The following is a 12,389-nucleotide window of genomic DNA, read 5'->3' on the forward strand; positions in this document are numbered from 1 at the left end:
TTATCAAACAATGGAAAACGTCCGATAAAACACTGAAGGATCTACCCAAACCAAACGTACACACCCTTGCAACCAAATAGGCCACCACATACGACTATATAACGTAACAGAAAGGAGAACGCACATGGATATCGCATCATTAGTGAAAAAGGCCAAAAAGGGCGATGATGAATCGTTTGAGCTGCTCATCGGTTCTGTCAGGGAAAAGCTGTACCGGACGGCGTATGTATACGTCCGGAATGAACAGGACGCCCTGGACATCTATCAGGAGGCGATTTATACCGCTTTCACCTCCATCCACACGTTGAAGAAGCCCGAACGGTTTTCGAGCTGGATCACGAAGATCATCGTTTTCAAGGCGATCGATTTCATCCGGAAGGAGTCACGCCATTTTACGACCGATGATGAAAATGTCTTTGCCGGGCTCCTCTCATCCGATAATGCCGATTCGAGCCTGCATTCCATGGATCTCACGGAGGCCTTTACCTCACTGAACCCCACGGCAAAAACGATTGTTCTGCTGAGGTACTACCATGACCTGACCACGAAGGAGATCGCGGCGCTCATGAAGTCCCCTGAGGGAACGGTGAAGTCACATCTAAACCGGGCGAAGAAACAGCTGAGACCGATATTAAAGGAGGGCTATCTGTATGAATAAGGATCTATTCGAAAACATATCTGTACCCGTTGAAAAGCTTGTGGCAAGGGAAAAGGAAGCGATGATGCAGGCGAAGCGAAAAAGGAAGGTGAGAAAGGCGACGATGCGCTCCCTCATGGTGGCGTGTGGGATATGCCTTTCCCTCCTCGGCTCGGGGTTTGTATCGACGGGCATGGCGGAAGCATTGTCGAGCATCCCTCTCCTCAGTCCGATTTATAAGGATTTCAGGGACATTGCATCGGATAAAATCGAACAGGATCACCTTGCGACCCCCATCGACAAACAGGACAGCCACAACGGCCTCACCATGACGGTAAAAGAAGCCGCTTATGACGGCAACCGCCTCATCGTGACGGTCGTGTACACCGGATCAAAAGGCGTGACGCTCAAAGAAGAAAAAGCCGGGCGGCAGGAAATCACCATCAACGGCCAGCCGATTAAACCGGCAATCGGCTCAACAGGGCAAGATGATATAAAGCCGAACACCATCATCGAGCACCACCAGTATACCCTCTCCAACTTGGATGAGTATGGTGATGCGATTGATATCGAAGTCCAAGGAGACAACCTATTTGGCTATGAGGGCCAGTGGAATGTGGCTTTCCCCCTTGAGAAAATCAAGCGTGACGTCACTGCCTTCTCCCCTGATGCCACTGCGAAAACCGAAAACGGAATGTATGCCATCACTGCCGACAACGTGACCTTCTCTCCACTCTCAACCCGGATCGACCTCTCCGTCGACTATCCGGCCGAACTGGATGAAAACGACCGCTGGCCATGGTTCGAATACACCGTCGTCGACGACCAGGGCCGCGTCTACAATGGCATGAAGCTCCAAACCGGCATGGCCGACGGGACGAATGGCCATCATATGGTGCTGACGCTGCCTCCGATGGATGAAGTACCGGGGTCTCTTACACTGATGCCTAGTGAACAAAATCGGGATGTGTATGATTTGGAACTCGATGAACTGGAACTGCTCATTCCTTTGAAGAATCTTAAGTCCCAAAACTAATAAAAGAACGAAGCCGGATCCCAATTTCAACGGAAACCGGCTTTCTGTCGTTCTTGCTGAATACCTCTGACCCAGATTGGAATCTTCTCCCTCTTTATCACCCATAAATGAAACTTCTCATTCATTCCCGACGTAAATAAAGCAAGGAGGCGATGACATGTTGTGGGGCGCAATCGTAGGTAGTTTATTTGCAAGCTTATTCCTATTCGGATCCGCCTATCTGATCTGGTACAAAAAAGACCTCACCTTCATCGCCGGATACGATGAAAAGAAGTTCAAGGGAGACAAGGACCGACTCCCCAGGGCCTACGGCATCTTCTGCTTGGCAAGCGGGATCCTGACTGTCATCCTCCCTTTTGCATTGGAATTCATCGGCTCTTATGCAGGAGCCATATTCGGCATATGGATCACAGTGGGGGTCGTTGTGTTGGCGTTTTATTCACAGTCATTGAATAAAGGCTCCTAGTTTTCTAGCAGATAGTGCATTCCTATGCCAAGATTATCATCCATTTAATACTTATAGAAACAAAAAACAGAAGTCAATCGGAGGATACAGATGAAACCTAAGATTGTTCTAACCTTACTGATTGTAAGTGTAGGAGTAAACCTGTACATAGGGGGAAAATGGCTTTTGTTTGATCGTCCATACGAACCGCCCCCCGAAGAAGCAATCATTCTTGGGGAGATGGTTCAAAAGACAGTCGAAAGTGAAGAGTACAAGGATTTAGCTAAAGCAGAAAAGGTCATCGCCATCGAGACGGGAATTGACAAAAATAAAGGGGGCAGATTCCCCTACAATATGATGACTAGTGTGCGTACGGATAAGGAAACCCATCTATTCTCATGCAGTGATGACAAATGTACAAAAATGGAATTGATAGGAACCAGTTATTCCATCTACCAAGACGAAGAGCCGAGGCTGCCACTCAAAAAGTAGATTGACTACCTCCCCCTTCACCACAAGTTAAACGTTACCTACCCTGACCATCACAAGGAGGACCTGCCATTGAAATACCCGTCAAAAGTAGACCTGTGGCTCGCCATCCTCATCTGGGGAAGCATGCTCGGCACCATCGGAATCGGCCTTTATGCTATCTTCTATGAATCTTCTTCCTATTGGGAAGTGATGTTTCTACTACTTTCTTGCGTGCTTCTTCCCCTGTTTATATTATGGGGGTGCCTTACCACTTACTACCTGTTGAGCGATACCCATTTGATCATCCGATATGGTCCGTTCAAAAAGAGAGTTCCTTTAGACAGGATCACCTCCGTCAAGAAAACGAGCAACCCCTTATCGAGCCCTGCCCTTTCCCTCAAAAGGCTTGAGATTTCGTACAATACCTACGATATGGTGCTGATTTCACCCAAGGATCGAGATGCGTTCATCAAGGTCTTGTCCGAGCGGTGTGAACAGCTTACTAGTTTAAGGAGGATTTAACGATGAATACGGAAGAGTTTTATAGACTTTGTCATTCCACCGATCTCTACAAAAGTGTCGAGCAGAAAAATAGCGACATCACCGGAGGCAACATCACACGGGAAGAGATCGATCTCATAGAAGAATGGGAAGGCGTGGAACGGGTGATGATCTCCGGCCTGAAGCAGGATACATTCGACTACTTCGTCCAACACCATGCCCACAAATTCAAGGCCATTCTATTCTGGAAAAATAAGCTCGTGGAGGACTGGTCCGGTCTGTCCACCCTGAAGGATGTGGAATTCATCGGGTATTTCCATAATCAGCGGATTACGGAGATGTGGGATATGACGGGGAATCATGCCCTAAAAGGTCTTTCCATCAGCGACTTCACCAGGCTTCATTCACTTGACGGGATCCAGAAAGCCCCTGCCCTGGAACGGCTCCACTTCGGTGATGCCGTCTGGCCGGCGAGTGTGCTGGATGACCTGAAGCCGCTGGAGGGCTCACGCTTGAAGGAATTCACCTTTTCTGGCAAGAAGATCAAAGATGAGGACGTATCAGTGTTTACCACGATGCCAGATCTGGAAGTCATGAACTCACCGACCAACCACTACACAACGGAGCAACTTGCGTGGCTGGTGGCCAAGCTCCCACACGTCGAAGGCTACGCGTTGAAGCCCTACATACAATTTGAGAATCGCTCAGAGAAGGACGTCCTGATCTGCGGGAAACGGAAGCCTTTCTTGTCATCAGGGAAGGATGATGCGAGGATCCAGAAGTATGCTGACAAGTTTGAAGAGTTGGTCCGGCAGTATAAAGAAGGATAAAACCAAAACGCATGTAGGCCACTTCCCTACATGCGTTTTTTAGTATTTGTAGGGAACGTCAGCAGCATCTCCCGTAACCAGGTTGATGAGACTGACCGCCACCGCCACCCATTCGGTCATTCCAATCGTAGACCATTGACGTTCTGAGGTTTAAAGGGAATCAATGAGTCGCTCGAATCTGTCTGGCACTCAAGATAACGCCAATCGTCACGACGATTAATATCAAGCTGCTCCAGAACATGATGTCCTGTATCGTGAGGCCGACCGTTAAGAGCATCGATGTGACCCCATATGAAATCGGAGTAAGACCCATGGAACTGATTGTCATCAAGCTCATGATCCTGCCGAGGTATTCCTTCGACACTTGCCTTTGAATGATGCTGATCACCGGTAGCGTCGTGATCTGGATGAATCCACCTACGAGGAATATGCTAGCCAGTCCTGTTGTGAAAGTGGTCGTCTGGGAGAATAAAAGGTAGCTGAACGAAAGACACAGCAAGGAATACAAGGCGATCTTGCCACGATGGCGATTGGTGTTCCACGCGAACATGATGATCGAGCCAATCAACAGACCGATTGATAAGGAACCTTCAATCAGGCTGTAGGATAAGGCTGTACCGTCGAGGACGTTCCGGACGAAAATGGGAAGTCCCATGAACAACGGACCGACGATGATAAGATTGATCAGGACGGAGATCAGGAGCAGGCCTTGGAGGAGACTTGAGCCTTTTATGTAAAGCAGTCCTTCCATCAGTTCCTTCTTAAGGGGGGTCCCCTCCACCCTTTCCTTCTCGACCTTGCTTTCGCGCATGAAGTAGAGTGGCAATGTGCCAGCTGCAAGAAGGATGGCAACGATGAAGAACGTAGTCTGGAAGTTGAACAGCGTGATCAATACGCCGCAGACGAGCGGTCCCGCCAGCATGGAGAGCTGGTTCGTTCCTTGGATCAATGAGTTGGCTTTCGTCAAGTTATGATCTTCCGTGATCATCGGGATGATCGAGTCTCTTGCAGGGTAGAAGAAGGCACCCAATACCCCGAATGCGACGGCATAGATCACGAATATGAAGATGGGGATTACAGCGTACGCAACAAGCACGATGACCAAGCTGAAAATCAAGATCACCCTTGTAAGATCCGACCAGAACATGAGCCTGGTCTTGTCCCATCTATCAGCAATGACACCGCCGATGAACAATAAGAAGATCTGGGGCAAGGTGGATCCGATCATCACGAACCCCACTGCCGCTTGGAGATTGAGAATCGTTACGATGTACCAGGATTGTGTGAATAGGAACATGGAAGCACCTAGACTTGAAAAGACGCTGGAGGCCAACAGATAAATAAACTGCTTGTTCTTCCAGATGGAATCTTGCTTGACCTGGAGCTGGATTGATTGTTCCATTTTTATTTTCCTCCCTAACTAACCAAATAGACTAGAGTCATTAAGCTGAGATTGAACAACGCATGGGCGACCATGGGCACGTAGATAGAGTTTGTCCGTTCATAGAGTATGGCGAATACCAATCCATTCACAAAGTTGACGGGGAGGATATCAATGGATGGAAGGTGGACCAGAGAAAAAATGAGCGCGCTGAACACAATGGCTTTCTTTACTCCGAACCGATTGCGTAACGTCGGATAGATAAATCCTCTATATAAGACCTCCTCGTAGATGGGGGAAACGATGACAGAGGAGAACACGGCTAGAAGGATCGCAAAAAGATACGTGTCATCCACAGCATTCGATCGACTATTGGGTGACACACCTATGATGCTGTACATGGCGAACAATAATAGGAGCGAAACAATCAAGGCCCCAAAGGTGTAAAGGAGAATCATCTTCTTATGCTGAATGATCTTCTTCGCATTGAATATGCCGATCACTTTCCAACTGATGCTGTATTTCCTCACTCCCCACAGATAAACAGTCGCAAAGGCGACGACTGCGAGGAACATTCCGCCAATCGTTCCCGCCTCCAACGAGCTCAGTCCCATCCGTGATAGACCCGGCTTAATGAATAGATCGGCGACCACGAAGCCGGCGACCAGATTGATCGCCAGTACGATCATGGCATCCTTCAACTTCCAAAATGCACTTCCCATGTTGACTCACCTCTTCCTGAATTTTAAAAAGAAAGGCTTAGCAACATGCTAAGCCACTTCTCCTTTCTCATGTCCTTTCCGGTTCTTCCTCCCCAACTTCATCTTCATCTTCGCTAAGGTTTCATAGGCAACCGGAACGATGAACAACGTTAGGACCGTAGAAGAGATGAGTCCCCCGATGACTGTGATCCCTAGGCCACTTGAGATGAGTCCGCTTCCGTCGGACTCTCCTGTAATAACCAGCGGTGCAAGAGCCCCAATGGTGGCAAGGGCGGTCATGAAAATCGGACGTAGTCGTGTCATGCCCGCTTCCAGGATGGATTCTCTTGTGGAATACCCTTGTTTTTCCTTTTGAACAATGCGATCGACCAGAACAATGGCGTTGGTGACGACAATCCCGATCAGCATCAAAGCTCCGATCATGACGGAGATACTGATGGGTTCGTTCATGACGACCAGTCCGACCAAGCTTCCAATGATGGCATACGGTAATGAGAAGAGGATGGCAAGGGGGGCAAGACCGCCTCCGAATGTCAACACCAATACGAAATACACGATCATAATGGCACTGATGATGGCTATCCCTAACTGTGTGAACGATTCATCGATCTGATCGGCCACTCCGCCGACTTCTACTTCAATGCCATCAGCGAGATCCAATTGATCGACCTCTTTCTGAACCTTGGATGTTACAGCTGCCACATCATCACCGGTGATACTAGCCGTGATCACACCGTATACCTTCCCGTTTCGCTTCGTGATGGAGGCTGGAGCCGTTTCTTCCTCTACTTTCACGAGCTCTGACAGCTTGACATTTTCATTCGTCAGCGTTTGGACACGTTTATCTTCCAGTGAAAAGGCAGATCCCTCTTCTTGACCTTGGGAAACGTTGACCGGGATCATTTCTCCCCCCTCATTCAAGCTGGTGATCTGGGTGGAGGACGACCCTTGACTGAGAACATCAAAGATTTGGAGAGGCTGGATATTAAGGCTCGCGATCTTTTCAGTATCAAGGACGAAACCAAGTTGTTTTAAGGATTCAGACGTACTGGCCTTCAATCCAGTCAACTCATTTTCACTTTCTAACGTTCCATTTATCTTTTCTACTGCTTCGTTGACTTCTCCGCTGTTGTCCCCGTAGACGAATAGGGAGAGGGTATTGTATCCTGATCCGGAACTTTGAATGTCCCATTCTCCTTTATTCACATCTTTTAACTTGGATGCCAGTTCATCCTGTTCTTTTGTGATATCAGCCAGCTCCGGGTGATAATTGATGATGAAGAGGACTTGCTTGGTGTCTGACGGGTTCAAGGGGTTCCCTTCCCCGAAGGAAGCCTGGACGTCATTAAGATGGTCTCTCTCCAATAACACATCTTCCGATTTTTGGATTTCTTTCTTTATATCATCATTTGTTGATCCTGGGACAGGATTATAGGATGCAATGATGACCTTGTTCTCGCTGTCAGGGATGAAACTCACCCCGATCATCGGGAGAAGGAACAGGCTCCCGACCAAGAGTACATTCACGATGACAAAGCTGATGATTTTATGGTTCAGGCTCCAGTTAAGAAGTCTCTTATATGGTGACTTCCTTCTCTCTTTGGAGCGTTTGCTGTTGTGCTGGATGTTTTTGCGTAACAATAAGTGAGCCATCATCGGCACGATGGTGATCGATACTATTAGAGAGGCCAGCAAGGCAAACACGATCGTCAACCCGAACGGTAGAAACAGCTCACCCACCGGTCCATCGATCAAACCCAACGGTAAAAATACGCCGATCGTGACAATGGTGGAAGACACAATCGGTGAAAACATTTCAGCCGTGGCCTCTTTGATCAATTCAAACCCCTTCAACGTTTCACCCTTCAATGTCATCCTTCTGAAGATATTCTCGATCACCACGATGGAATCATCCACGACACGGCCGATTGCCACAGTCATGGCCCCGAGTGTCATCAGATTCAGCGTGATGTCCAATTGATTCAAGACCATAAGGGAGATGATGAGAGACAATGGGATGGACACCACCGCTATGATCGTCGTTTTGATGTTTCTCAGGAACATCAAAATGATCAGGATCGCAAACGCCGCTCCCATTAAGGCCTTTTGGAACATCACATGCACCGAGTCCTTGATTGGATCACCTTCATTCAACACAGAGGTGAAGGCCAGTGAATCCTTCTTCTTCTCAAGCTCTTTCATCTTCTCTTGGATTCCATCGACCACTTGGACCGTATTCCCGGCCGCATTCTTGTAAACCTGGATCCCAATGGCCTCCTTGCCATTCATCCTGGATACGGATTTTTCCTTTGTGACCTCATTGATCGTCGAGATTTCACTCATCTTGACAAATGTCTTCCCATTCTCTGATTCACCTGGAGACGGTACAACGGGAATTTCTAAGTTTTTGAGATCCTCTGCCGACGTAACGGAACCTTTAATCACGGCAGACTGCTCTTCATCATCCACCACTTGTAAGCCTAAGGGAGCATCACTACTGATGGATTGGATATAGTCAATGACATTTTGTTCAGTAAGATTGAACGCATTCAAATCCTTATCGTTGAACGACACTTCCAGTTCTTTTTGGATCGTTCCGACCACTTTAATGTCTGAAATGCCTTCCACACTCTCAAACTCGCTTTTGATGGTCGTTTCTGCATAATGACTCAACTCTTGCAAGCTTTCATTCTCATCAGTCAATGCCAGAACAAGGACCGGCAAGTCGTTATAGCTGACCCTGGCCACCCTCGGCTGTTCTGCGTCCGACGGTAAGCCGAGGGACTGGACGGCTTCTTTCACTTCCCCTTCTGCATCTTCCATATTTTTCTTCAGATCATACTGGATCTGAATGGAAGAGGCATTTTCGAATGAAGTGGACGTAACGCTTTTGACACCTTCGAGATTTGAGACCGTATTCTCGATAGGCTCGGTCACTTGTTCCAGGATCTCATTCGGTGAAGCTCCTGGATAGACGGTGGTGACATCGACGACCGGCTCATTGATATTCGGCAATGTTTCAAGCTTCATTGAGTAACCGGAATATGTACCAAAGAGGATGACGAAGATCGTCAGTATCCAGAGGGCGAGTTTGTTGTTAATAGAGAAGCTTATCAGTTTTTTCATGTGTATGGATCTCCTTTAACGTCTTGTAGGATTAAACTTGCATTATGTCCGCCGAATCCAAAGGAATTAGTCATGGCCACGTTGATCGATGTATGCAACGGAGCACCCCTGACGACATTCAACCTGAGCTTCTGATCTACTGGATCCGTATTAACCGTTGCGGGGATCAAATCATGGACGATGGAAAGGACGGTGGAGACTACCTCTGCCGCGCCCGATCCTCCCAGCATGTGGCCGGTCATGGATTTGATGGCATTAATAGGGATCCTGTGGCCATCCGGACCGAAGGCAAGATGGATTGCTTTTGCTTCCATTTCGTCGTTTAACTTCGTACCTGTCCCGTGTGCATTGATGTAATCGACATGGCTTACTCCTGCTTCTTCCATGGCCTTTTCCATTGCTTCAGCTGCCAGCAATCCCTCCGGGTGAGGTGCCGTGATATGATAGGCATCTGTTGTGGCCGCGTACCCGACCACTTCAGCGAGGATTTCAGCCCCTCTGGCGACGGCATGATCATATGCTTCCAATACGACCATACCGGCTCCCGCTCCCATGAGAAACCCGTCCCTATCCTCACTAAACGGCCTGCTGGCTGAACCTGGATTCTCGTTTCCCCTGCTCATGGCGTGAATCCGGTCAAGACCCGCCATGTTCAATGGCTGGATGCCATCATCCGTCCCACCTGCAATCATGATATCGGCGTAGTCGGACTGAATATATCGGAATGCCTCTCCGATAGCATTGGTACCGGATGCACAAGCGGTGGACATCGAATAAGCAGGCCCGGTAGCGTGTATCTTCCTCGCTATTTGGATGGGCGCATTGTTGATCATCGCACCGATATGCTTTTGAGGATCGATTTCGCCTCCATTTAATTGGTTTACGTGGTTTTCATGGAGGAATGGATCTCCACCGTTACTGGACCCCACAATGACCCCAACCCTGCTCGGCTCATGTGTCAATTGAGTCAATCCTGCATGCTCCCAGCCTTCAAGCGCTGCGGTCATGGCGTATTGAGCAAAGGTATCCATCCGTTCCCATTCTTCTTTTTCAATAAAAGGATGAGATTTGAAATCTGTCACTTCGGCTGCAATTTTTGTTCCATATCCGTCTGTATGGAAACCGGTGATGAGCCGTCCACCACGTATTCCTTCCGTGAGACTGGTCCAAAAATTTTCCCGGCCAACCCCGATCGGACTGACTACGCCACATCCACTTATGACTACTCGACGCTTCACGTAATGATCTCCTTTCGAGTTCAAATGATCTCACTTCCTCATTCTATTAAAGTGCCAAAAGAAAAAACCTAGAAAATCACGCAAATTTTCCACCATTCTGTAAAATGCGGAAATAGTACCAAAAAAGGCTCCCATGACGGGAGCCCTTCAGTATTATGATCGAAGGTAGGAAACGGTGATTTCTTCAACCTCTGCGACTTTCAATCCATTGACAGATGCCGTTCCCCTCCCTTTAAATGCCTGTGAGCGGAGCTTGATGATTTCAAATTCCAGATCCAATTGGTCACCGGGGTGAACGGAATGAAAGAACCTCACATTCCTCACACCTGATAACAATCCCAGGCTCTTCTCCTTTTCCGGAAGCACGAAGGCCCCCAATTGTCCTATTGCCTCTAAAATAAGAACCTCGGGCATCTTGGGGTTCTCTTCATTCCGATTCATGAACCAGTCCCCTCTCGATACCAATTTGATTCCTTTCGCATAGGTGAGTTCTTCCTTACAGACCACTTGATCTATCAATAAGAAGGGGTATCTGTGAGGAAGGACCGATTGTATATCGATCATACGTTCATCCTCCCTTTCATCAGGCAAGCTTGATAACCAAACTTGCGTTATGACCTTGAAAGTCAAAACAATTGATCATTGCAATTGCTTTATTCCCCCACCTTTTCTGCTCCCTTGTAAAAGCTAGGGTTTGCAAAGCAAAAATGGTATTCGTCACCCCGATGGCTGCCATCAAGTTGCCTGTTTTCCTTTTAAACACGTGAGTCGGGACTGTTGCTCCTTGAAAAACTGCATCCATGGCCATCTCCTCTGCTCGATCATAGGACGGGATTCCCGCTGCTTGCGGGATCACGATGGATACCTCCTTGGGCGTGACCCCGGCATCTTTCAATGCTGAACGCATCGTCGCCGTATACGATTCTTCCATACGATCCAAGCGGGTCCCCATACTGAACCCCATGACTGTGCCGAGTATATCCGCGCCTCTCCTTTCAGCCGACTCCATCGATTCCATCACGATGGATCCTGCACCAGCACAAAGGACAGGCCCTTTACTGTCTTCAGTGTAGGGATGATAGGCTCGCTGATCGGATTGGGAAATATTCAAACGTTCGTATCCCTCACGCGTTAGATCGGATATATCTCCTTGAGTTCCTCCTGCTACAATCAGAGATGTTCCTTCATTCTGAATTGCCCTCAATCCATGTCCGATGGCTATTAGACTACCCGCCTCTCCCGCAATGATGGTGCCGGAAGGGCCATGTGATCCATTTTTGATGGCAATTTCTGCAGGTGGTGAGTTGATCATGGAAGCAGATGAGTAGTAAGGACTGACCCTTTTCGGCCCTCTTTCCAGTAACAAGAGATGGTTATCCAATAGGAATTGATCTGCCCCGTTTCCTGCAGCTCCTACATATACTCCCATCCCTTTTGTCTCGTGAGGGCTGTTTATGTTGGCATGCGTCAAGGCTTCCATGGATGCAACCATGGCATAGCGGGTGAAACTGTCGAGTCTTTTTCGTTCTTTCTTCTCAAAATACTCGGTGACATCTAATGGGCGTACATCTTCAATAGATTCAAGAGCATTCGATGGTTGGAGGCGGCTCCATGCTTCCTGTACATTCTTTCCTAAATGATTGACCATACCGTACCCGGTTATGGCAACATTAGACCCCATGATTATACCTCCTTCTTTTTAAAAATGACCCCTGCTTAGCAGGGATCATCAAGTGTATCAGCGAGAAGATTCTTCTTGTTTTTGTTTCTCGATAAATTCAACAATGTTGTTGACGGTTTGAAAGCTTGTCGTATTGATTGCTTCCAATTGCAAATCGAATTTCTTCTTCATGAGATTGATGAATAATAGGACGTCCATGGAATCCAGGCCGTATGGGGACTTTTCCCCGAACAAGTGGACATCATCTTGAATCTCCTCTGGAGTCACGGATAGGTTATATGATTGTACAAATTCCTCTTTGATAGCTTGTTTCATTGTTTT

General features: G+C 47.9%; 13 protein-coding genes. 6 read left to right on the forward strand and 7 right to left on the reverse strand.

What is annotated here, in order from left to right; all coding sequences use genetic code 11:
• The first annotated feature begins 124 nt into the window (after nt 1-124).
• From AF331_RS12685 to AF331_RS12710, 6 genes are all read left to right on the forward strand, one after another.
• Entirely contained in the window at nt 125-658 is a 534-nt protein-coding gene (locus tag AF331_RS12685; RefSeq protein ID WP_053428464.1) for a sigma-70 family RNA polymerase sigma factor, read from the forward strand.
• A complete protein-coding gene (locus AF331_RS12690) occupies nt 651-1,673 on the forward strand; it encodes a DUF4179 domain-containing protein (RefSeq protein ID WP_053428465.1) in 1,023 nt (340 codons plus the stop codon). The genes AF331_RS12685 and AF331_RS12690 overlap by 8 nt, the downstream gene beginning before the upstream one ends.
• Nucleotides 1,674-1,830: 157 nt before the next feature.
• Entirely contained in the window at nt 1,831-2,139 is a 309-nt protein-coding gene (locus tag AF331_RS12695) for a DUF3784 domain-containing protein (RefSeq protein WP_053428466.1), read from the forward strand.
• Between the two features lie 90 nt (nt 2,140-2,229).
• Nucleotides 2,230-2,610, forward strand: a complete 381-nt coding sequence (locus AF331_RS12700; RefSeq protein ID WP_053428467.1) for a hypothetical protein — start codon at nt 2,230-2,232, stop codon at nt 2,608-2,610.
• Between the two features lie 69 nt (nt 2,611-2,679).
• Nucleotides 2,680-3,111, forward strand: a complete 432-nt coding sequence (locus AF331_RS12705) for a PH domain-containing protein (protein ID WP_053428468.1) — start codon at nt 2,680-2,682, stop codon at nt 3,109-3,111.
• Between the two features lie 2 nt (nt 3,112-3,113).
• A complete protein-coding gene (locus AF331_RS12710; RefSeq protein WP_053428469.1) occupies nt 3,114-3,920 on the forward strand; it encodes a hypothetical protein in 807 nt (268 codons plus the stop codon).
• Nucleotides 3,921-4,080: 160 nt separating this feature from the next.
• Here the strand turns inward: AF331_RS12710 and AF331_RS12715 are convergent, their stop codons facing one another.
• The 7 genes from AF331_RS12715 to AF331_RS12745 all read right to left on the reverse strand — a co-directional run bounded on the left by AF331_RS12715 (nt 4,081) and on the right by AF331_RS12745 (nt 12,383).
• Nucleotides 4,081-5,322 carry an MFS transporter gene (locus AF331_RS12715; protein ID WP_053428470.1) on the reverse strand — a complete coding sequence of 414 codons (1,242 nt, stop codon included), beginning with the start codon at nt 5,320-5,322 and terminating at the stop codon, nt 4,081-4,083.
• 14 nt (nt 5,323-5,336) lie between these two features.
• A complete protein-coding gene (locus tag AF331_RS12720; RefSeq protein ID WP_053428471.1) occupies nt 5,337-6,023 on the reverse strand; it encodes a CPBP family intramembrane glutamic endopeptidase in 687 nt (228 codons plus the stop codon).
• A gap of 48 nt (nt 6,024-6,071) precedes the next feature.
• Nucleotides 6,072-9,149: an efflux RND transporter permease subunit gene (locus AF331_RS12725; RefSeq protein WP_053428472.1), complete on the reverse strand. Its 3,078-nt coding sequence runs from the start codon at nt 9,147-9,149 to the stop codon at nt 6,072-6,074.
• Nucleotides 9,146-10,387, reverse strand: coding sequence for a beta-ketoacyl-[acyl-carrier-protein] synthase family protein (locus tag AF331_RS12730; RefSeq protein ID WP_160316536.1), 1,242 nt, complete (start codon nt 10,385-10,387; stop codon nt 9,146-9,148). The genes AF331_RS12725 and AF331_RS12730 overlap by 4 nt, the downstream gene beginning before the upstream one ends.
• Before the next feature lie 153 nt (nt 10,388-10,540).
• Nucleotides 10,541-10,951, reverse strand: a complete 411-nt coding sequence (locus AF331_RS12735; RefSeq protein ID WP_053428474.1) for a 3-hydroxyacyl-ACP dehydratase FabZ family protein — start codon at nt 10,949-10,951, stop codon at nt 10,541-10,543.
• Nucleotides 10,952-10,970: 19 nt separating this feature from the next.
• The gene (locus tag AF331_RS12740) at nt 10,971-12,068 is read right to left on the reverse strand and encodes a beta-ketoacyl synthase N-terminal-like domain-containing protein (RefSeq protein WP_053428475.1); all 1,098 of its coding nucleotides are present in this window, start codon (nt 12,066-12,068) and stop codon (nt 10,971-10,973) included.
• A 57-nt stretch (nt 12,069-12,125) separates the two neighbouring features.
• Nucleotides 12,126-12,383, reverse strand: a complete 258-nt coding sequence (locus AF331_RS12745; RefSeq protein WP_053428476.1) for an acyl carrier protein — start codon at nt 12,381-12,383, stop codon at nt 12,126-12,128.
• Between the last annotated feature and the right edge of the window lie 6 nt (nt 12,384-12,389).

It is taken from the genome of Rossellomorea marisflavi (assembly GCF_001274775.1).
Lineage (GTDB): Bacteria > Bacillota > Bacilli > Bacillales > Bacillaceae_B > Rossellomorea > Rossellomorea marisflavi.